This is a genomic window from Chitinophaga sp. 22308, from assembly GCF_052045305.1.
Lineage (GTDB): Bacteria > Bacteroidota > Bacteroidia > Chitinophagales > Chitinophagaceae > Chitinophaga > Chitinophaga varians_A.
Genome location: NZ_JBQEOP010000008.1, coordinates 237,955 through 260,583 on the forward strand (window position 1 = coordinate 237,955; position 22,629 = coordinate 260,583).

Annotated in this window: 17 protein-coding genes; 3 read left to right on the forward strand and 14 right to left on the reverse strand. The window is 50.0% G+C overall.

What is annotated here, in order from left to right:
• Positions 1-62: 62 nt before the first annotated feature.
• From ACTJJS_RS29380 to ACTJJS_RS29390, 3 genes are all read right to left on the reverse strand, one after another.
• Positions 63-1,688: an MBL fold metallo-hydrolase gene (locus tag ACTJJS_RS29380; protein ID WP_168873645.1), complete on the reverse strand. Its 1,626-nt coding sequence runs from the start codon at positions 1,686-1,688 to the stop codon at positions 63-65.
• A complete protein-coding gene (locus ACTJJS_RS29385) occupies positions 1,685-2,407 on the reverse strand; it encodes a thioesterase II family protein (RefSeq protein WP_168873644.1) in 723 nt (240 codons plus the stop codon). The genes ACTJJS_RS29380 and ACTJJS_RS29385 overlap by 4 nt, the downstream gene beginning before the upstream one ends.
• 257 nt (positions 2,408-2,664) lie before the next feature.
• Complete coding sequence (locus ACTJJS_RS29390) at positions 2,665-3,183, reverse strand: UpxY family transcription antiterminator (protein ID WP_168873643.1); 519 nt, start codon at positions 3,181-3,183, stop codon at positions 2,665-2,667.
• Between the two features lie 726 nt (positions 3,184-3,909).
• On the opposite strand from ACTJJS_RS29390, the gene ACTJJS_RS29395 reads away from it, so the two are divergent.
• Positions 3,910-5,682, forward strand: a complete 1,773-nt coding sequence (locus tag ACTJJS_RS29395) for an ABC transporter ATP-binding protein (protein WP_440667183.1) — start codon at positions 3,910-3,912, stop codon at positions 5,680-5,682.
• A gap of 162 nt (positions 5,683-5,844) precedes the next feature.
• Here ACTJJS_RS29395 and ACTJJS_RS29400 read toward each other — a convergent pair whose 3' ends face one another.
• The 11 genes from ACTJJS_RS29400 to ACTJJS_RS29450 all read right to left on the reverse strand — a co-directional run bounded on the left by ACTJJS_RS29400 (position 5,845) and on the right by ACTJJS_RS29450 (position 20,797).
• Positions 5,845-6,810: a thioredoxin-like domain-containing protein gene (locus ACTJJS_RS29400; protein WP_440667184.1), complete on the reverse strand. Its 966-nt coding sequence runs from the start codon at positions 6,808-6,810 to the stop codon at positions 5,845-5,847.
• 8 nt (positions 6,811-6,818) lie between these two features.
• Positions 6,819-7,967 carry a redoxin family protein gene (locus ACTJJS_RS29405; protein WP_440667186.1) on the reverse strand — a complete coding sequence of 383 codons (1,149 nt, stop codon included), beginning with the start codon at positions 7,965-7,967 and terminating at the stop codon, positions 6,819-6,821.
• A gap of 73 nt (positions 7,968-8,040) precedes the next feature.
• Positions 8,041-10,152: a carboxy terminal-processing peptidase gene (locus ACTJJS_RS29410; RefSeq protein ID WP_440667188.1), complete on the reverse strand. Its 2,112-nt coding sequence runs from the start codon at positions 10,150-10,152 to the stop codon at positions 8,041-8,043.
• 36 nt (positions 10,153-10,188) lie between these two features.
• On the reverse strand, positions 10,189-11,013 hold the full coding sequence (locus tag ACTJJS_RS29415) for a hypothetical protein (protein WP_440667190.1): 825 nt from the start codon (positions 11,011-11,013) through the stop codon (positions 10,189-10,191).
• Between the two features lie 28 nt (positions 11,014-11,041).
• Positions 11,042-12,526 (reverse strand): RagB/SusD family nutrient uptake outer membrane protein, encoded by a 1,485-nt coding sequence (locus ACTJJS_RS29420; RefSeq protein ID WP_440667192.1) that lies wholly within the window; start codon positions 12,524-12,526, stop codon positions 11,042-11,044.
• A 22-nt stretch (positions 12,527-12,548) separates the two neighbouring features.
• A complete protein-coding gene (locus ACTJJS_RS29425) occupies positions 12,549-16,208 on the reverse strand; it encodes a SusC/RagA family TonB-linked outer membrane protein (RefSeq protein WP_440667194.1) in 3,660 nt (1,219 codons plus the stop codon).
• 74 nt (positions 16,209-16,282) lie between these two features.
• The gene (locus ACTJJS_RS29430; protein ID WP_440667196.1) at positions 16,283-17,395 is read right to left on the reverse strand and encodes a FecR family protein; all 1,113 of its coding nucleotides are present in this window, start codon (positions 17,393-17,395) and stop codon (positions 16,283-16,285) included.
• Positions 17,396-17,445: 50 nt separating this feature from the next.
• The gene (locus ACTJJS_RS29435) at positions 17,446-17,997 is read right to left on the reverse strand and encodes an RNA polymerase sigma-70 factor (protein ID WP_440667198.1); all 552 of its coding nucleotides are present in this window, start codon (positions 17,995-17,997) and stop codon (positions 17,446-17,448) included.
• A gap of 410 nt (positions 17,998-18,407) precedes the next feature.
• Positions 18,408-18,926 (reverse strand): hypothetical protein, encoded by a 519-nt coding sequence (locus ACTJJS_RS29440; protein WP_440667199.1) that lies wholly within the window; start codon positions 18,924-18,926, stop codon positions 18,408-18,410.
• Positions 18,927-19,138: 212 nt separating this feature from the next.
• Positions 19,139-19,882 carry a hypothetical protein gene (locus ACTJJS_RS29445; RefSeq protein ID WP_440667201.1) on the reverse strand — a complete coding sequence of 248 codons (744 nt, stop codon included), beginning with the start codon at positions 19,880-19,882 and terminating at the stop codon, positions 19,139-19,141.
• 66 nt (positions 19,883-19,948) lie between these two features.
• Positions 19,949-20,797 carry a hypothetical protein gene (locus ACTJJS_RS29450; protein ID WP_440667203.1) on the reverse strand — a complete coding sequence of 283 codons (849 nt, stop codon included), beginning with the start codon at positions 20,795-20,797 and terminating at the stop codon, positions 19,949-19,951.
• A 125-nt stretch (positions 20,798-20,922) separates the two neighbouring features.
• Between ACTJJS_RS29450 and ACTJJS_RS29455 the strand changes: the two genes are divergently transcribed.
• Both ACTJJS_RS29455 and ACTJJS_RS29460 read left to right on the forward strand, forming a co-directional pair.
• On the forward strand, positions 20,923-22,044 hold the full coding sequence (locus ACTJJS_RS29455; protein ID WP_440667205.1) for a phage tail protein: 1,122 nt from the start codon (positions 20,923-20,925) through the stop codon (positions 22,042-22,044).
• 25 nt (positions 22,045-22,069) lie between these two features.
• Entirely contained in the window at positions 22,070-22,621 is a 552-nt protein-coding gene (locus tag ACTJJS_RS29460) for a phage tail protein (RefSeq protein ID WP_440667207.1), read from the forward strand.
• Positions 22,622-22,629: the final 8 nt, after the last annotated feature.

Below are 22,629 nucleotides of genomic sequence, written 5' to 3' on the forward strand. Positions count from 1 at the left end.
GACTAATGGTGTTCAGGGAAGAAAAAGGAGCATAATAAACAAACAATCAGAAAGGGCCGGCATTATTGTTCTTCTGCCACCAGGGCTTCTTTTCTGTTGTACAGGAGCTCTTTTTCTCCATATAGACGTTCAGCGATGATACCTTTCGCCTCACATTCCTTCACCAGTTTGTTGGACTGGATGATGGGATTAGACTCATCGGTGTATACGATGCTGCTGATAAATTCCAGCCATGGCTCCATCCCCATTGCATATACGTAAGCTTCCTTGGGTTTGAAGATATTCACCAGCGCCATGCCTTTCGGGCAGTCGGAACCGGCGAGCCTGCGGCTGCTGTCCTGATCGCGGGTGATCTTTTTGGTCAGCAGCGGGCCATACAGCCAGGTAAGCGGAGCGCCGTCGCATTCCATGCCCAGGAACAATACGTCCACGTCACCGATCTGGTTGTGGATATGTCTGTAGAGGGCGGATTCCACGATCCTGGAGTCGGCGAGGAACAGCAGTTTGAAGCCGCTGATCTGCACCAGGAAGCAGGATTTGGTGAGGATGTTCATATCACAGTGTTCGCCGGTGAAAGGCAGACCGGTGATAACGGTGTCCACAAACTCGATGGTTTCCATCGGGTCTACTGCCACCACATTCTTGAAGCCGATATTGTTGAACATCAGTTTCAGGTCCGGATCTTCCAGTTTACCGCTGGAAGTACGCGGCACGATCAGGTTTTTGATTTTATGGCGCAGGGGCAGCAATGTTTCAAACAGGATGTGGTCCTGGTGGTTATGGGTGATCAGCACATAGTCGATCACATCCGGCAGGTCAGCGTCGGAGAAGTGGTCGATGCTGCTTTCATATCCGTAGTAGCTGATCAGCGGGTCTACCAGGATGCTCACGTCTTTTGTTTCCACGAGGATACAGGCGTGACCGAAGTAGCGCATACGGATTTTATCGCCGGTATAACGTTTATACGGTGGCGGTGGTGTTTCCGTGAAGAAGGTATCAAAGAGGGCTTCCTGTTCGGGTGTGATACCAAAGATGGCTTTGATTTCAGACAGGGAGCGTGCATTTCTTTTCATGCGGCTGATAGCATCGATGCCGGGGTGATCGAAGGGAATATTGAGGTGCAGCACATCTGGTTCATCGAGGCGCGGCGTACTGAGACAGAACGGCCGGTGGTCGTTATTGGTGATCCACAGCGCGATGCTCTGGGCTTCTTTGTTATAGAATTCGCTTTTATACAACAGGGACTCAAACAGGCGGTAGTCTGCGTTGTTGTTGCGGTCATAGTACAGTTCAACATATCCTTTGAGGATGTCGGGGACTTTTTCGTATAGTGGTTCCAGTCCGAACCCTTTCGCTTCCGCAGCCAGTATTTTGTCCAGTTCCTTGCTGGCCTTTGCAAATTCGATGGTACGGTGTTGGCGTTTCAGGATATCCTCTTTCAGGGCCTTCACTTCCGCAACCCTTTCACCGTTGAAGTCCATGAACGGGCCGCCTTTCATTTTCGGATTCAGTACCGCTTCCGCGTGGATAGCGGGGTCATCGAGATAAGAATCCATGATGGTGAGGTGGCGGGCAATGGTGTTCATGGCGGCTGTTGCCGGAGAGATAAGATGGCTCCAGGCATACCACCTGTCATACAATGGTTCGAGTACTACGTTAGGCTTCAGATATACTTTTTTGTCGCTCATAATTGATATGATTTGTGATGTACAAGTAATTTTTTGGCGATGATGCTGACGATCTCGTAGGGGTATTTGAAGATAAAGAAGTGGTGGCCGGGCATACGGCGGAAGTCTACGGGGTTCCTGGCTTCCTGTTGCCACAGGCGGATATCTTCGGGCTTCATGTCCTCTCTGGTGCCAGTGATAACGGTAACGGGCACGTCCAGCGGTTCCTGTCTGGTGTGGGCATAGTTTTCCGACACTTTAAAATCGGCCCTTAAAATAGGTTCTATAAAATCCAGCAGTTCGTCATTTTGCAATATTTCATCCGGGCTTCCGTTAAGGTTACGGATTTCTTCGATGAATGACTTCTTATCCAGCAGGTGTCTTTTTTTCTCTGTTCTGGACAGTGCGGCGGGACCTGAAGTACCGGTGATAAAAAGGTGCAGTGGCGGCATGCGGCCTTCTTCCCTGATTTTGCGGGCCAGCAGGTAACAAAGCAATCCGCCCATACTGTGTCCGTAAATCGCGTAAGGCGCTCTGTCGAGTTTGTTCTCCACCTGCAGGTAGAGATCATGCACCAACTGCCGTATATCTTCTTTCAGGGGCTCACTCATCCGCGTACCTCTGCCGGGATATTCCAGCGGGATAAGGTTCAGGAAAGATGGCAGGTGTTCTTCATACAGCCGGTAGGAATATTTACTACCTCCGGCAAAGGGCAGACAGAAAAGATTGATTTTCTCCATGTGTCAAAATTTCCACGTTGTCAAAAAATATAGGCACAGGACACCCTGTCCGGGACCAGGGGGACCGGTATCTCAACTATAAGAGAATGACGACAGCCGTCATCTGTAAGTAACAGATGATGTTTTGTCTATTCACGCTTCATACCAGGGAAATTACAGGCAGACGAAGCCTTGCAGCAGAGGGGAGCCTTCCTGCTGAAATTGGACGAGCCAGGGTTTCCACGCCGGCCATGCTTGGCATAACAATGGCCTGCCGCTTACACAGCAATTGAATCGAGGTATTCAGCAGATACGGCAACCAGAATATTCTTCTGCAGCAGGTTAACCCTAACCAGGAACTTCTGTTCTCCCTTTACTTCCACTACTTCACAAACGAGACCGGATAACATTCCATCTTTGATCATGAGTTGTTTTCCGGGCTGAAAATAATCATCCGACACCTCAATATCGATGTTGTCCGGCTGTTGGGTAATCAGCCGGATACTATGTATGACATCTTCTTTCACTTTCACCACTTCTTTTCCTGTCTTTACATAGTATAACACCGCCTCCAGGCTTAGCACCTTATAATAGGTTTCCAGGTCCTCCAGATAAATAAAGAGGTAAGAAGGAAATAAAGGAGCGTCGATGTATTTTTTTCGGTCTTTCCACGCGCGTAAAATTCTGGCTGTAGGTAAAAAGTTGACAATATTCAAAGTTGACAAAAAAGCGGCAACCTTTTTTTCGTGACGAGGCTTGGTATACACCACATACCAGCCATTAACGGAAATGCTCATTGAGGGTATTTTCTAAAGGATGCTAATAAAGCAATAGGCTTTTCCTTCCAGACATGGCCCACACGCCCCTTTCTGAAGCCCTGCGGCTCATTGGCGGGCATAGCTGTCGCTAGCGTGAATCCAGATCCTTCACATTAAATAAAAAAATAAAATAGTTGTTTTAAACGACTTAATAAGTTAACATAAAACACCACCTTGGATGTCTCAGAATTTTCCGGATAGTATTAGTTTGTGCTTAATGCTTAATCCCTTGTCTCAGTCATTGAAAACATTTAAGGAAAATTTGATTATTTGAGGGTCCGTTAACTACTTTTTTTATCGTTGTACAATAATTAACACTTCTATCGTCCTTATCAGTGGCCCGAATTTAGCAAACATATTTTATTCAGCAAAAAAAATTATCAGGTGCGCTATAGGCGCAATAGAAAAAAACAATGCAGCCCGGAAAAAGTATTCCGGTGAAATGTGAATTCAGTAAAAGGATGCATGGAAATCCTGCCACAGTAAGGTTTTGGAGGCAGAACGCCGTTGTTAACAATCATTTAATATTATCAGTACGACTGACGACTTTTTTTCCGGCTTTTTTCCATTGCCGTAAATCATTTTATATTTAACTTGCCGTTGGCTGCTAAATCTTATGCCACCGAAGTTTTGTTGCAGCAGCATACAATCATGCTATTGTCAACGCACCTTAAAACCCTTTTTATAGCCATCCAAAATTAGTTCATGCAACTCCCCTCAACAACCATCAACAATGGTGACCGTGTTACTGTCAGGCCTAAACGAATGCTGCGCATGTTACGGTTATTGCGGCCTCACCGCGCCCTGTTTTCAGCGGGCATGCTTTTCCTGGTCACCACCAGCCTGGCAGGCCTGGCCTTCCCTGAATTACTGGGACGACTGATCAACGCCGCCAAACAACCGCAGGCTGCTTCTGCTATAAATGAAGCCGGATTATTATTGATAGCTATCCTAACCATTCAGGCCATCAGTTCATTTTTCAGAACACTGATATTTGTAAGAGTGGCCGAAAGAACCCTGGCCACATTGCGGCAGACAGTCTACAACCATCTGGTAAAATTACCCATGCAGTTTTTCCTCACCCGCCGGGTAGGAGAACTGAACAGCAGAATATCCGCAGACATTTCCCTGCTGCAGGAAACGTTCACCAATACCATCGCTGAGTTTATACGGCAGCTGGTCATCATCATTGGCGGCATCGCTTTCCTGATGCTGACCTCCATCCACCTGACCATTTTTATGCTGGCCATTATGCCGGTCATGGTGCTGGTTGCCGTCGTCTTCGGCCGTTTCATCCGGCAGTTTTCACGGAAAGTACAGGACCAGGTGGCCGCTTCCGGCACCATCGTGGAAGAAACATTACAGGGCATTTTCAGCGTAAAAGCATTCGCGAGTGAATTCACGGAAATGAAACGCTACCGGGAAAGGACCAACGAAGCCGCCAACATCGGCATCCAGAACGGCAAATACAGGGCAGCCCTCTCCTCTTTTATCATAGCAGGCATCTTTGGCGCACTGGTGGCCGTTATCTGGCGCGGAGCACTCATCGGGCTGGACACCGGTCAACTGTTCTCCTTTGTATTATACTCTGTTTTTATTGGCAGCTCCATCGGCGGACTGGCAGAAGTATATGCCTCCCTGCAGAAAAGCCTCGGCGCCACGGAAAACCTCTTCGACATCCTCGATGAACCGGCAGAACCGCTGACGCCGGTCACCCGCGTAGCACCCGAACATACCCTGCACGGCTATATCAGTTTCCGCCATGTGTCTTTCCGTTATCCCGGCCGCGAAGACACGCCGGTACTGAAAAACCTCTCCTTTCAGGCCCAGGCCAATCAGACGGTGGCATTAATAGGTCCCAGCGGCGCCGGCAAAAGCACCATCGTGTCCTTACTGTTACGTATCTACGATCCTACGGGAGGGCATATACTATTTGACCAGAAAGACAGCAGCAGCTTCCCTTTGTCTGCGCTCCGGTCGCAGATAGCCACCGTGCCACAGGACGTATTCCTCTTTGGCGGCACCATCGCGGAAAATATCGCCTACGGCAAACAAGACGCCACCGAAGCCGAGATCATCGCCGCCGCGCAACAGGCCAACGCCTGGGAATTCATTCAACAGATGCCGCTGGGATTACAAACACTCGTGGGAGAACGCGGCATACAGCTCTCCGGCGGACAACGCCAGCGTATCGCCATCGCCCGCGCCGTACTGAAAGCGCCCCGCATCCTTATTCTCGACGAAGCCACTTCCGCACTGGACGCAGAATCGGAAAAACTGGTACAGGACGCGCTGAACAAACTCATGGAAGGACGCACCGCTATCGTCATCGCACACCGCCTCGCCACCATCCGGCAGGCCGACAAGATCATCGTCATTGATAAAGGCGCCATCGTGGAAGAAGGCACCCATCATGAACTGATCAGCAATGAAGAAGGATTATATAAAACGCTTTGTGAAATGCAGTTCATTCAGTAGAACGACCCAGGGCTGAAGCCCTGGGTTACAATGAGGTCCATGTAGTAAAGTATGAATGGCGCTGAATGAACCTGACTCACAACGTTTCCCAGGGCTTCAGCCCTGGGAAACAAAAAGGCCGGCCCTTTTGAGGCCAGCCTTTGCATATGGGTTGATCACTAATTACTGTATTAACTTCTCCATCACAGCATCGAAATGCTGCCGCTGGTAGTAGTCCATCGATACGGCAATACGGCCGTCTTTGTCCACGATCATCAGGTGTGGTATGCCGGTGATGTTAAACAGTTTCCTGACACCTGTTTCTTCTTTAAAACCGCCGGCGGCGAGTACCTGCATCCATTCCATGTGCAGCTCGTCCATGGCTTTTTTCCATTTGTCTTTATCGTCGTCCACTGACACGCTTACAAACACGACGCCTTTGTCCTTATATCGATTGTAGTGTTCCCGCAATGTAGGCACATAGGCGCGGCAGGGCGCGCACCAGGAGGCCCAGAAATCCAGTACGACTACCTTGCCCTTCAGGTCGTTCAGTGATACCGGCTTGCCTGTGGGGTCTTCCGTCATGAACGCAGGCAGAGGTGAACGGGCTTCTATTTTCCGGTAGGTTTCTATCCGTTCTGCCAGGGCTTTGCCTTCGGGTGTATTTTTACCTTGCGGTGTGAGTTGCGCATAAGCGGTTTTGGCTTCATCGTATTTCAGGGCGTACCGGTTGGCAATCCAGGGCGCAATCTCCTCTTTGGGATGTTCCGCAAAGTACTTCATTGGCGGGATGCCGCTGGTGATGTACTGCTGCCACTGGTCGTTGTAACTGCCGCCTCTGACGCTGCTGCCGGTAAGAGAATCAAAACTGCATTCCATGGTGTAGTCTGCATTTTCAAGGAACACCTCCACCTTTTTGGTGCTTATCTTCAGCAACACCAGTCGCGGGTGGTCTATTTTACCGGAGTAGGTGAACTGCCCGTTCTCGATACGTACGCGGGGCCAGTCGTTGTTACTTTCCCCGGTACGTTCCAGGATGGCCACACTACCATTGGCCACCCCTGTTATTTTGCCGCGGATGACGAAGCCGTCACCAGCGAAGCTGAACAGGGGCAACAACCATAAAACCAGTAGCGGGATATATTTCATAGGACAGGTTATTTAATGATTTCAGCCAGCTTTTTCTCTACGTCTTCTCCATACAGGCCCATTGCAAGCACTTTACCGTCTGGTCCTATCAGCACATTAAAAGGAATATAGCTGGCGCCATAAGACGCGATGGTTTCATCGGCCCAGCCTTTCATGCTGCATACGTTGGTCCAGTTGATACCATGTTTCTCTACGGCGTTTACCCATGCTTCTTTTTTCGAGTCCAGGGAAACGGCTATCATAGAGAAGTTTTTGTCTTTGTATTTATCATTGGCCGCTTTCAGGTAAGGTATCTGTGGTTTGCAGGGACCGCACCAGCTGGCCCAGAAATCCAGGAACACGTACTTGCCTTTGAAATCGGCCAGGGACACCATTTTACCGTTGGCGTCGGGAACACTGAACGTGGGCGCCATGTCACCAACTTTTACTTTGCCCAGCGTGCCCTGCGCTTCTCCCGGTTCGCCAAATTTGAGAGTCATCGGAGACGGATCTACTTTTCCGGGATGAAGGCGGCGCTGCATGATGCGGGACGCAATAGCATGTTCTCCCAGGCCGGCGAGGATTTCATCAAATTCTTTTTGTCCATTAAAGAAAACAGTGGCCGCATAAGCAGAAACACCGGAGTTAGGATGTTGCTTGATCCAGTTACGGTAAGCGTTCTGCAGACGTTCGGTCACCACCTTGTATTCTTTACTGTATTTTTCAGAGGCATCTTCGTCGCCCACTTTCATGGCTTTATTGATGCTTTCCATCAGCTCATTTTGTTTTTTGCCGTCCCCTTTTTCCGGGTCCATGAGTGCCATCATTTCCTGCCATTCTTTTACCCAGACGTCTCCACTATACCTGGCATTTTCGAAATACGGCCCCTTGCCGGAGATATGTATTTTTCCGCTTTCCAGGTAAAGGAGGGTAGCTCCTTTTTCGCCCTGCTTGCCTATCGCCAGCACATAAATACTTCCACCCTTCGGCATCGGCCTTTTGATAGTAAAGCTGTGATTGACGATCCGCACCGTGTCAAATTCGCCGGTATAGGGCTCGAACAGCTGTACAAGCGTATCGTTAGGCGCTTTGTCCAGTTTGGCCGTGATGACGACCTCCTGTGCGTAGGCGCCATATGCTCCTGCGCTTAACAATAAGGAAAAGAGTATTTTTTTCATAATGGATTCGTTTATATATCAGGCACCCTGAATGGCGGAAAGGGTGAATCCTGATAACATTTTTTTAATTTGATTATTGAGATATTTTATTGCCAACCATGTCTTCCATGATTTTTACGGTTTCAGCCAGGTAGATGTCCTTCGCTGTTTTCCGGAGGAACTCCGTAGTGGCGGGACTGTTATCCGCTTTTAACAGGGACGGGTGAACGGACCTGTCAACGGGCAGGGTTACACGAAGTATATTTTCGCCACTGCCCTGCTTCGCATCTTTAATCTGTTGCTCCAGCCGTGCTGTCTGCGTATAGCGCTGGTAAAAAGATGGAAGGTCCAGTGCCACAGCTCGGCTATTGAGCTGTTCCAGTTGTTGGGCGCCGGCCGCCACAGCGACAAAGGCGGATTCCTTCGTTACTCTTTTGCGGGCTGTTTCCACAACCTTGTTAAAATCGAAAGTGAATGTCTCCGGCGTAAAAGGCAACAGTTTCATCGTATCACATACCATGGCGGAAGGATAGTCCTTTTCCATAACAGACTCCCGGCTCATCCTGTCCTGCAGCACGATATCGGGCCTTACGCCTTTGAGCTGGGTGGACTCTCCGGTGACGCGGTAGAATTTCTGCACTGTCAATCGCATGCTGCCGTAGCTGATATCGGCGGTGCCTTTGGCGGGGTCGCCCATTTTCCCGAGGTTTACGTTGGTCTGTGCAGTCCCTTTCCCGAAAGTGGAGCTGGTACCGATGACCAGTGCGCGTTTGCGGTCCTGCATGGCGGCCGCAAATATTTCAGAGGCGGAAGCGCTGCCTTCGTCTACCAGCACGGTGAGCGGCCCATCGTAGAGGGGTGGTGTGGCGGGCGAGTTATATCGGTCCACCTTATCCTTGCCACGAAGCCAGCTCATAGGTCCTTCCGGAACAAAGCAGTAGCCCATTCTCACGACTTCGTCGAGTGCGCCGCCGCCGTTGCCCCGCAAGTCCATCACGATGCCTTCTACTTCTTCCTGTTTCAGTTTTTCCACTTCGCGCGCCACATCGTTACAGGCGCCGTTTTGTTTGGTAGGGGTATCATCAGTATAAAATACCGGCAGCCAGATGTATCCGAACCGTTTGCCGTCACGCTCTATCACAGCGCTTTTGGCCCTGTTTTCCTTGTCAATGATTTCTTCCCGGGTGACCGTCACATTGCGCGGCTGGGCGCCGGGTTGCTTCAGGCGCAGTTTCACCGGGGTGCCTTTTTCGCCGCGTATCATGGCAGCCACTTCTGTTGGCGGCACGCCTGCGATATCCTTCATCTGTCCCTGATGATCAGAGATGGCCAGGATGAAGTCATTCTCTTTTACTTCACCACTGCGATAAGCCGAGCCGCCGGGCAGCATCCGTTTCACAAAAAAATCGGCTTCCTTTACACCCAGCTCAATACCCAGGCCGAAGTAGCGTTTGTTGAGCATATCATTAAGCGTCAGCGCCTGGGGAGCAGTATACATGGTATGCGGATCTACCTCCATGGCAGCATCTCCTACGTACTGGAAGAACTTATCGTTTATTGCCTGGCCGCGGGTGTTCTGGCGGAAGAAATCAGCATACCACTTCCCTACTTTCTCACGGGCTTTGGCTTCCAGGGGAGCGTCCGGCTTCCCTTTGGCAGCGGAGTCCTGCATCTCCATATAGTTACGGAGCGTATGGTATTTGAGCAGTTTGCGCCACAGATCGGCCTGTTCTTTTTTACCGGCCGGATAAGGCGCATTTTTTCGTTCAGCCAGCACCGTTTCCTTCACCGTAAAGTCAAAGGGTTTGGCCAGTGTCTGCTCACACAGCGCCTGTACTTCGTGTATCCGTTGGGTATAGATCGCCATCGCTGCATCAAAAAAGCCGGTGCCGGATGATTTTATTTCATCGTCGATAGTGGATTGAAAGGCCGACAGTTGTTGAATGTCTTCCTGTAAAAAGATACACCGGTTAGGGTCCAGCGTAGCCATATAACGTTTCCATACATCGGCGGCGTAGGCATCGTCCAGTTGCCTGGGAGCGAAATGGCTTTTATTGATTTTATTAAAAACAGCGGCTATCACGTCTTTCCGGTAAGCCGGCCATGCAGCGGTATCAGCCGGCGCCTGGGCGTGAGTGGTATAGCTGGCAGACAACGCGCAAGCCATCAACAGCCATGGACTATTTTTGCGAGATAATAATTTCATCTGAATCGGTTAAAAAATATCGTCTAAATAACAACATCAGGGCCTGTCGCCAACGGCCTGCAGATCTGTTCCAAAGGTGTTGGCAAAGTAGTTGATCATCACTTCATACTTCCTTTTGATCATCCCTTTGGTATCTATTGAAGGATTAAAGAATGCAGCTTCTAGTTCAGCTTTGCTATGGGAAGTGATCATTTCAATATAATCGAGGTAGTCTGTTACGATGTTCATGGACTGTCCCGTGACTTTCCCGACTATGCCCATACTGTATTTGTTGGCTTCATTGGAAGTCGTATAGTCAAAAGGCACCAGTTCCTGGAAAGCCAAAGGAATATCAATCCCTTTAACCCTGTAGGCGCGCTCCATATAAAACCGGTGCAGCAGGCCACGCAGCCGTTTGGTCTCTGCGGGCGTTTTATTCAACAACGTACTGTCGGCCCACCCAACGGTAAGCGTACTGACTGTGCTGGCAAAACCGGCGGCATCACGTTCCGGCCCTTTGCCGATATAGGATGCCAGCAGGATCTTAAAAGGCAGCGTCTTCTGCAGGAAGGTGTCCGGGTACTGCAATATCAGCTGGTCATACACAAAACGAAGCGAGTAACCGATATAAGCCGGGTTGGCATTAAAGGCGCTGTCTTCCCTCATATTGGTGTAATTGTACGCGAAATCGGCATGGGTAAACCGGTACAGGATATAACAGTTGTATTTTTTATAGAACTGAACGATGGAATCGTCATAGCTATGATTGCCCTGTGGCAGCGTGTAACCGGGTACTTCAGCCGGTGATGTCAGTATGGCTTCCTTGCGGCAGGCCATCAATGTCATCAGGATAAAGGCCAGTAGCAGGTAATATCTTCTCATCAGTAGTCACATTAAACGTTAGGAAATACTATTGCGGCTTGCGTGTACCGGAATACAGCGGATTTTGCACCAGGGCGGGATTACGGTTCAGCACATCGTCCGGTATCGGCATCACGTACATTGGGTCGCGGGCTTCCAACCGGAACACCTGTACAGTGGTTTGGTCAGGCGTGTAAATATGCTCGATGGTAGGCATGCCATATCTTCTGAGGTCAAACCATCGATGCAACTCCTCCCGGAAAAGCTCCCTGCGGCGCTCCTCCCGGCACATGGTCAACAGTTCATTAGCAGGCCTGATGTCCCACGCCTTAAAGGAAGTCATATCTATGCGGTAAGACCGGAGGGTGTTCAGGCTTGTCAATGCCTGTGCGGCCGCGCCGGCGTCACCTTTGGTTTTATAAAGCTGTATGTATGCTTCTGCACGATTGAGGTAGGCTTCTGCCACGCGCCAGCTATTGGCAAAATGAGTTTCCTGCGACTTATAGGTATTGGCAATTTTCTGTTGTCCCAATTCAACCGGGACATACTGCTTCATAAATGGTGGCAGGACCATGATACCAATCTGTTTACGCAGGTCATTGTCTTCAAAAGCATGGAAAAGGTTATAGGACACCTCATAACCGGTGGTGAAGGGAGCGTTCAGTTGTTCAACCGGGGAACCATAGGCGAAGATGGTTTCTTCATTATTAATTCCTGCCAGCGGATGGGCGTCCGGGTCGGGATCTCCCCAGGTGTTGAGGTTCATTAACAGTGAACGTTGTTTCAGGACAGCATCAGCATGGGCAATGCATTTTTCCCAGTTTTCCATATAGAGATATACCCTGCTGGCGAACAAATGCGCCGCCACATGGGAGATGTGATACGCTTCAGTGCTTTTTTTGTATTTGTCCAACAGCTGTGTTGCCTGTTCCAGGTCGCGGATGATCTGTTCGTATACTTCCTTTACCGTATTACGAGCCACGAAAACCTCGGACAAGTCGCCGCTGGTACGTATTGGTATGCCAGGGCTTTTGTCCGGCGTGGTAGTGGAGTCATTGTATGGCCTGGCGTAAATATTTACCAGCATAAAATGGTAAAAGGCACGCAACGTATAGGCCTGACCTTTCAGAATGTCTTTTTCCTCCTGTGACCCTACTGAATTATCAAGGCCACCAAGCGTCACGTTGACACCCAGCAACAGACGGTAATATTCGCCCCAGGTATTGGTTTTATAACCATACCCATCGGCGGTCAACAGGCGTTCAAAATTCGGTTGCCACTGAAAAATACCTGCCGCCACCGCGGGTCTGGGGTCTTGCATGACCGGACCACTATAGCATTGCACATCGTCGTCCAGGTAACACATCCAGGGCTGCAGGAATACGCTCTGCCCGGGATAGCCTTCGGAGAACAACAGGTTTCCAAAATCACGGGTGGTTTTGGGCGTGATGTCTGTTTGCGAGTATTCCTGTAAAAACTTCTTACAGGATGTCATACCCAACGTCACTATTATGATGACCAGTAATTTCTTCATCTCACTCAATTAACTGTTTGAATTAAAAAGATGCATTTATGCTCAGCGTATACTGCCGGCTCAAAGGCAATGCGCTGGTACCAACGCCGTCTATCTCCGGGTCCTGTCCCTGCAGCTTGCTGTTGGCAATGGTGAACACATTGTTGATGGAGGCGCCCAGCGCCAGGTTTTTAATACCTGTACGGCCCAGGTGGCTGGCTGGCACACCATAACCCAGCCGGATGGCATTGCAGCGCATGTAGTTGTTGTTCACCGTCCTCAGGTCAGACATCCGATAGGCTGTGTATGGATCAACGGTGAGAGACTGGCTATTGTCCAGCGCCTGCGGGTACTTATAGGGAATCTTCAACAGTGATTCATTCCCCAGATCTCTCAGCACAGGAAAGTCCGTATATTTTTCATCCCCAGGTTTACGCCAGCGGTAGAGATAATCTCTGGAGACATTGGCATTCGGCGCCGGCACACCGTTGGCGACCATATCTGAGGCGCTGCGGAAGGGATCATTCATTCGTTTGCTGCTGCCCAGGCTTACAAAAAAGGAGGCGGACAGGGAAAATGACTTATACCGGAACACTGGTTGAATAGCCCCGGATATGACCGGGAAAAGCTGTCCGGAATATACCAGCAGGTCGTCTGGATTGCTGGACGGTGTTTTAGCGTTCAGTTTACCAAAGGTGGGAACACCAGTGGCCGGGTCCAGGCCGGTATACTGATAAGAGTAAAAGCTGCTGATAGGTTTTCCGGCAAGGCGCCCGCTGCCCGTCAGGTAGGCAAAGAAATTGTCCTGGAAAACGGCGTCGGCTACACGATTTTTGACCTTACTGGAAGTAATGGTAAAGGAGAGCTGTGTGTTTTTCCGGCTGATGGCATTGATATCGATCATCGCGTCCCATCCGCTGTTGTACAGCGTGCTGCCGTTGCGGTACATGGTGTTCATGCCGTATTCATAAGGGATGGGAATATTATCGAGCACGTCGACGGATTTTTTGGAATAGAACTCCAGGTTCACACGAAGACGGTTATTAAACATAGCGAAGTTGGTGCCGATGTTCCATTGGTAGGTTTTCTCCCATCTTAAATCAGGATAAGGCATTGACTTGATCCTTAGCACGGGCAGGCCTGTCAGATAATCGGGCTCGTCGGGGTTGGCATAGGTGGCGATCAGGTTTGGCCCTACCGCCGTTACCACGTTGCCCTGTGTACCGTAGGAAGCCCTTACCTGCCAATCGGTCAGCAAGGTAGTAGCCGGAAACCAGCTTTCCATGGCTGCGTTCCAGCGTCCGGAAACGCTGTAATTCGGTAAGAACCGGCTGTTGGAAAACTGCCCGAAACGATTGGAACCGTCTGATCTGACCGTGGCGCTGAATATGTACCTGTTCATGAGGCTATAGGCAGCCGTGCCATAGAAAGACACTGAATTGTCCAGCGCACTGGTGATCACGTTCCGGGAAAACTTAGTACGGCTGACGGGTGCAGGCGAAAAAGTTTTGCCGCGGTCCGGAAAGTAACCTGGTTCCGTAGATACGTTTCCGTTAGACTTTGTACTGCGTATTTCATTACCCAGGCTGACATTGAACTGGTCGCGTTCCTTAAAAAAACCTTTCGTATAATCCAGGCTGTTTCTCAGTCCCCAGGTCAGAGCCTGTTGATTCTGCATGTAAGCTATACCGCCGTATGGCAGGTAGCTGTAGGCTTTCTGCATAGGTGTTGGCAGATCTCCGTATGCCCATCCGCGTATGTTGGAAACATAGAACGTTTGTTCATCCGCCGCGGCAAAACCATCAGCCGCATCGGTAATAATATTGGAGGAGTTGCGGAATATCAGCCCTGTCGCTATCCTGTAATCCATGTTCAGGTTCAGGCTCGTTGAAGACTGGGTGGAATTATTTTCAGAACGGGCGATTTCATCCAGGATATTCATGCGCAGGGGAATCCCGTAAAACTTGAGCGGAACATTGTCCACCGTCTGCGTAGTTGCTTTCATGGGGTAATAGTCATCCGGGCTGAAGACGCGGCTGGTCTGTAAGGCATAATTCAGCGGATTAACGCCCTGGAAATAGCCGGTGGCTTTGCGGTAGCTGCTTTGCAGCGTAACATCCAGGGTGAAGCGGCGGGTTACCTGCGAACGCAGGTTGAAACTTCCGGCATATACCTTATTGCCGTCTTCTTTCGCAGCGCTATTGTTACCGGCATAAGATGCTGATGCGTAGTATACAGTTTTAGCCGTACCGCCGCTCAGGCTCAGGGAGTGCTGCATACTCAGCTGGTTGCGGAACAGTACTTTAAACCAGTCCGTGTTGCGGGTTTCAATAGTGGCTACTTTTTCTTTGAATTGCGCTTCTGTAATATGCCTGGCGTACAGCGCGCGGAGTAAACCTTCGTAAGTCAGTTCCTCTTCCATGCCTGCGTTCCGTTCATTATACAGCACATGATCTTCCTGCATCTGTTTGGAAAAGGTCACCCGCTCCTGAGAGTTCATCAGGTTGAAGTCACTATAGGAAGGTCTTGCCCGAAAGGAAAAGTTGGAGTTATAGGATATCTGCATCGGGCCTTCCTTTCCTCTTTTGGTGGTGACCACGATAACGCCACTGGCCGCGCGGGTACCATAAATGGCGGTGGCCGCAGCGTCTTTCAGAAAGGTGATGCTTTCAATATCGTAAGGATTGAGGCCGCTGATAGCGTTTCCCATCAGTTCAAAATTGGCGGAGCTGCCATTGGCTGAAACCAGATTGTTCAGGACGGCATTGGAAACGTCGACCGGATCGGGGCGTATCATGCCGTCTATCACCCAAAGTGGCTGCGTGTTGCCCATGAGTGTGGAAGTACCACGGATACGCATATTGGGTTTTGCGTTCACGCTGCCGGAATTGTTGATCACCATCATGCCGGGCACTTTACCCTGCAGCATTTTATCCACTGTAGGCTGGCCTGGTTCGATGATATCTGCTGCCTTCAGTTTATAATAGGAACCGGTGGATAACCGGGGATCGATTTTCTGGTAACCGTTCACTACTACTTCCTGTATATCACGGGCGATGGTGTCCATCTTAAAGCTCATGATATCTGTTTCATTGGGATTGACGCGGTATACCAGCGGCTTCATGCCCAACAGGGACATGTTGATCTGTTCGTTAGGTTTGGCCAGAATCATAAACAACCCGTCAGCTCTTGTAACCGTCATCTGCTTTGATTCAAGCCCTTTGATACTTACGCCGCCAAGCGGCTCCCCTTTTGGGTCGGTCACCTGGCCCCGGACGATGACGCCGGTTACTTTCGCATCGGCCGGCACCACATTTACGGTTTTATCTTCATAGATGATAACGCCGCCCATGCCCACGCTGTAGTGCAGGCCGGTATTTTTCAGGAGCTGTTTCAGCAATGCTTCCAGGCTTCCCTGTTCTATACTGACGGTCACCGCGGGTTGACGGCTGATCAGTTCACTGTTGTACGTAAAACGTAAATCCAGTTTTTTCCGGAGATCTTTCAGCACTTTACCTAGTGGCGCATTGATAGCCTTGTAGGATACTTTACGGGAGAGAACGCTCCGTGCTGCCGCTTCTTCTTCCTGGGCTGTAGCGGCAAGGGTTGCCATCAGCAGGAAAAACGACAGCAGCACACTTACCTTCCGGGCATAGCGTAGTAAGGCCCCTCGCAGGAAGGGCAAACCCTGCAATTTTTTCATGTTGGTCTGATATTAAAGTTTAAGGAAGCAACCGGCTGGCCGCTAAACATCCATTTTTAATGGCTGGTGTTGCACTATTGTTTTTTCACATGCACCGTACGGCCATCTACTTCAAAACGGACCGTGTGCATACTTTTCGTGATTTGGTTGAGTACATCCTGCAATGCCGCAGGGCGGCGTATATCTATGGTAAAACTCATCTTCTTAAGGTCGGTATCGTCAAATATAAAGTTGTAGTCGTAGCTGCGGGCCAGGCTGACAGTAATATCCTGCAGGGGCGCATCTTCAAAGAACAGGTCGCCCTCTTTCCAGGCAGTAAAAAGATGTGCTTCCACCGGTTGTTTCCGTAGGGAACCTGTTGTGTTATTTAATATGGCCTGCTCGTCCGGTTGCAGCACCACCTGCTCCTGCCCTGCTGTTACGAGCAGTTTGCCGGTGGCCAGCGTGGTGATCAGCTCCTGCCCATAGGCGTTGACGTTAAAGCCGGTGCCCAGCACTTTCATGGCTGTTTTGCCGGCGTGAACGATAAAAGGCTGTGACTCCTGTCGGGCCACTTCAAAGAAAGCCTCTCCTTCTACCGTCACTTCCCTGGCGGCGCCGTGGAAGGCGGCCGGGAATATCAGGCGGGAGGCGGCGTTCAGCCATACCTGTGTGCCATCTGCCAGCCGGAGCGAGAACTGCCGGCCTCTGGGCACGTCCAGTGTGTCCATGACCGTTACCTGTTCCTGACCGCTGCCGGCTGCATACTCGAGATGGTCTGTATGGGCTTTTATACGGGCAATCGGGTTATTTTGTATTAGTTGCGTGTCTTGTCCAAGGGTGACCGTACGGCCGCCTGAGAGGCGCAGCATAACTTTTTCTGCCGGTTGGGCATTGGCCAGCTGTACGACCGGCCGTTGGGCCCGGAACGTCCACCAGGCGGCACCTGCGGCCAATACGACCGCTGCGGCCAACGCTGTTCTCACTAGTACGCGTATACGCCCTTTTTGTTGAGCCCTTGCCCCGGTAAACCGCTGCCAGCCGTCGTCCGCGGAAAAGCTACCGGCTTTCAGCCTGGCCTGCATTTCCCTGGCTGCTGCCATCGCTTTCAGTTCAGCCTCCGTCATGCCGGAAGGCAGCTGACCTTCTTCCAGCCGTTCCATCAGCTTGTCCCAGTCTATATCGTGCTCGTTGTTATCTAAATTCATATCCGGTTATCATTAAGGCAATCAAAGTGTAAAAAAGGGTGAAGGCATTTTCACCAGCGGGATAAAAAAAATAAAAAAGATATCATCCGTGCCATCCATCCACATTCCTTTCTTAAAAACTGCAATGCCAGTTTGATCTGTGTTTTCACGGTATTGACCGAAATATCCAGGACAGCCGCTATGTCTTTATACTTCAGGCCATCGCGGTTGCTCATTAGGAATATACGCTGCCGCTGTTCCGGCAAACGGGACACCGCCGCCCACAGCGCCCTGTTGCGTTGCTCTTCCTCTTCTTTGTCTTCCAGCGGGAAATAGCGGGTCAACTCCTCGATGACATGAATTTCTTCCAGCTGCGTTTTGCCGGACTTCCTCAGATAATTCAGTGAAGCATTTTTAACCGCACGGGCGGCATAACTCTTAAAGTCGTGTGTGATCCGGATGATATGGCGTTTATGCCAGCAGTAAAGGAAAAAGTCCTGTACCACGTCCCTGGCCGCATCCTCGTCTTCCACAATATAGTAGGCTACCGTACATAAAAAGGTATAGTGCTGCCTGAACTGTTCCTCAAAGGAAACAGCCTCTCCTGATCCTGGTCGATGCATAAGCCACTTTGCGCGTTCATTGTTAGCCGTACAAAGTAAAAAATAATCCGGATTTATTTCCATCATCTCCTTTTAGCTGCGATTCACATAAAATCTGACGACAATCCTGTTATTATGGTCCTGGTATATGATAATTTATATCAGGCACTCATCTCCCAAAAAAGGGTGAAGGAGAAATCATATTTTTTTTCTTTCCGGGAAATCTATTTACATATAAATGAAAATAAATTAAATTTCATTCATTATCATTCAGTTAAAATATATAATAATTAATCAATTATCCCTATGAAGAAAACATGGACACCGATACCTGCTGGTACAGAAACGTTACCGCCAACACGCCCGCACAGGCTATCACTATCTACCATTATAAATACATTGACCTGAACAAATAAAAAAAGGCGCACTGGTTAGTGCGCCTTTTTAATCCGTTCTTCCTGTATGGCTATCGCTTTAGTGAGCGTCTTCGTTTTTATATCAAGGTACCCGTTCCTCCCCTGTCTGAATCCTGCTTCCGGCACCGTCTGAAAGTTAATCGTCACCTGGCTGTCCGTATAGCCGTATTGTTTACCCAGATGCGAAGAGTCAGCCAGCTTCAGGGCGTAATGGTCTTCCAGGTAATCTTTTATTTCCTGCTGGGCCGAGTAGCTCAAAATACGGAAGGCAAATCCTGCCACCTTATCATTGTAAGCCAACAGCTCTATGTGTGGCGGCGCGTAGCGGTCAAATAAAAGAGCGCCTTTACTGTCTATGCCATAAGAGATCATATTGGTGAGGTCATACATCTTCCCTTCCCGTACATTGGCTATGCCCTGCAATACTTTCGCAGGTGCTTCGTCAAACAGTAGTTTCGCCAGGTTCATCTTCTGCTGTGCAAAGGTGGTAAGGGAAAACAGCCACATCAGGGTGGTTAACAGCAACTGTTTCATGGTATCGTTTATAGGAATAAATATACGCATTTTTGTGCCCACCTCTGATGTCCGCCGTCATTAATTTTATCATAAATATCCGTTAAGATTGATTTACCAGCTTTCCCTGGCTATCGCACCCGTCCTCAGTTGACGTTGAGCAGGTTAGTGAAGTTCATAATGTCTATCGCGAGGGTAACTGTTGGAATATGCCAGCCCGGTTTCCTTTTTTATCAGGTGTTGCCGAATGTGACCATAGCTTTTTTTACTGCCGGGCTGTAAAAAAGACTGATACCTTCCGGAGCAATATGCTGGAATTCACTGCCATCGATGGTACCGATGTATTCAAAAGAAGGACCCATGTCATTATTAAAGGGCCAGTCGCCAGCAAACTCCTCCGGCGCCAGTGCCGTAAAGATGCCCGCAGGGCGTTCCTGGTGCAGTTCCGCCAGGTAGTCCGACACAATATCCTTCTGCAGGTCTGCCGGCGTTAAAGCACGCAGGCGTTCCAGCCGGCGGATATCCTTCACCTGTAAACCGGGCCGGTTAAATTCGCCCTCGTACAGCCGCCCGTATTGCTGAAAATATGCTTTCTTCAGCTGGTACATGGCCTCGTTCATATTGTATTCAATTTCCTGTTCCGGGAAATTGTTCGTGTATTGTTCCTGCTGAATAATGGAATAATCGTTGAAATAACGCCAGTCGGCCTCAAAACAAAACTTACCGTCCACCACATTAAAACCGATAACATCCGGTTGGGTAAATGATGTGTGATATTGTTCTTTTGACCCGCCTACCCTGCCGTCATAAAATTCTTTGACGGACACGATGTGCAGCCATTCATCGCGATCGGGACGTATCGCGCGGAGGTTGATGGAAACAAGCGGCAGGAAGTGTTGCCGGTGCAGATTTACATCGGCATAAAAAACATCTTCGTAAGCGGGAAACAGCCTGATGAGGTCCTGATATTGTTGCATGGGTTAAAATCGATCGTACGCCGGCAAATGTAATCATTTACAGCAGATGATCGATGACCACATCTTTCAGGCCATGATACAACCCGGCTCAATACCGCATCGCCGGCGGGTTTCGTCGAACTGCATTTTCATAGAGCCGATCATAGCGCCGTTGGCGCCGGCCTGGCTGAGATATACTTCATGCTGGTGAGCGTTGTGCAGCACCATGGTGGTATGAATAATTTTCTGTTGATGCCCGCCGATCACAAAATCGATGTGGGTGGAGCCGGTGGCCAGATCACTGCTGTCAGCCACGCCATCCGGCTGCCGGAAGCCCAGGTGCGAAAGACATACCACCACGTGGCAGCCGTGTTCTTTTTTAAGGCGAACGGCCGTATCGTTGGCCGCCTGCACCGGAGGGAGAACAGTGACGCCGCTGTCGGCCGGCAATGCCGGTCCTACGCCGGTGATGCCTACTTTTAACGATCCTGCATATACGATTTTATACGGCTGTACCTGACGGGCCAGTGTTTTATCGGTGAATTGGTAATTACAGTTAACCAATGCGAATTGCATGTGCGGCAACAGTGCGGCCAGGGCTGCCTGTCCGCCTGCCAGTTCACGGTTGCCGATAGTAGCCGCGTGGTAGCCGGCGCGGTTCATGGCATCTATCGTTTCCCTATGTGCGTTGGCGTTAGTGGCGTCATGGAGAAAGTCGCCCGCGTCCAACAGGATGCCCTGATCGCCGGAGGGGCGCAGGCCGGGCACCTGTCCGTGCATATCATTGGTATGCCATATCTGGAGTTCACGGTTGTTACCGGGAAGGTATGTTGCATTGCCTGAAACGGCGGCCAGTGACCGGAACGGTTGTTGCAGCAGCAGTAAGCCTGTAGCCAGAGAAGTATTGCGCAGAAAAGCGCGACGGTTGTTGTTCATATGTTATAGGGACGACGTAAAGATATACATTTTGCGAAATAATAAAAATATATGATACTTTTGCAGTGGTTTTTCAAACGTGAACAGACGTATACGTATCCCTTTATCTAAATCATTTCAACCACATGGACGAGGCGTTTATCGGAGAGATATTCCTGGTGCCCTACAATTTTGCCCCCGTTGGATTTGCGTTCTGCAACGGGCAGCTGCTTTCCATCAGCGAAAACGAAACTTTATTTAATTTGATCGGCACTACCTATGGCGGCGACGGCCAAACCACTTTTGCGTTGCCGAACCTGCAAGGCCGGGTGATAATAGGCCCGGGCAGCCCCTCCTACCCGTTCGGGTCCAGCGGTGGCACCGAAACCAAACCATTGACAGCAGCACATATCAGCAACCATACCCATGGCATTAATGCTGATGTTAAAGTGCAGATGCAAACTGGTACTACTGCCAATACCTCTTCTCCTGCCAACGCCTATCCGGCGCCGGCCACCGGCACGCCGCGATACAGCGATCATGCAGATGAGAAGATGGTAGCTATGGACGTAAGTGACATGACGACTCCACAGGGAGCCGCATTTATCACTGATCCTAATAGCACCGCTAATCTGCCGGTAAATAATATGATGCCTTCGCTGTGCATGAATTATGTGATCGCCACGCAAGGTATATACCCGGGCAGCACCCCACCGATAAGGACAACACAGTATATTGGCGAGGTGATGATGGCCGCATTTCCTGACCCGCCCGGAGGTTATGTCCGTTGCGAGGGACAGTTGATGTCTATCCAGCAAAACCAAGCTCTTTTTTCTCTATTAGGTACCACCTATGGAGGCAGTGGCATTACCACCCTTGGACTGCCTGACCTGAGGGGCAGAGTCGCCATTGGGCAGGGGCAAGGGTTAGGCTTAACACTTCGTGTACAGGGTGTTTTCGGTGGGACCAAAGAGGTGACCCTTACCGCAGACAATCTGCCTCCACATACACATACTGTTCAGGCAAACAAACTTAGCCTTCCCACCGGCGCCAGCAACGACACGCACAATCCGGTGGGCGCTTTCGCTGGTACCGCCGCGACGGGAAATCTTTATAGCACTACGGCGGGAACAGGGGTGAGTGCGAATATGCCGGCCTCCTTCACCATTAGCAATGGCACGCCTGCCCCTCCACTTAACAATATGCAGCCGTACCAGGTCATCTCGTTTTTCATCGCGATACAAGGAGTCTTTCCTTCGCGGAACTAATATTCATTTTATACATCTGTCACTCATGGCTTATATCGGAGAAATAAAAATATTTGGAGGCCTGTTTGAGCCTAAGGGCTGGGCATTCTGCGCGGGGCAATTAATACCTCTTCAACAAAACACCGCATTGTTTTCCTTACTGGGTACCACCTATGGCGGCGATGGCAAGACTACCTTCGCCCTTCCTAATCTTTGTGGCAGGGTGCCTTTACATGTGGGTGCCTTTCTAAGCAATCCCCCTTATACACTGGGACAAACTTTAGGCACTGAACGAGAGGTATTATCTGCCAACCAGCTACCCCCGCATATACACAGGATAACGGGCAACGTCTACCAACCGGTGTTGGGAGAAAACCCCGGACAGCTCTCCTCTCCTGACAACAATTATATGGCGATCACCAATGGGCAACAGGTGTATAGCACCACCAAACATGCCACCAACCGTATGGCGCCGTTAAAAGTAACGATGCAGGTGCAGAATGCAGGAAACGGGCAATCTATCGACAACATGCAGCCTTACCTTCCGCTCAATTTTATTATCTGCTTATCAGGCGGGCAATTTCCTTTTCGCCCTTAAGCCATGAC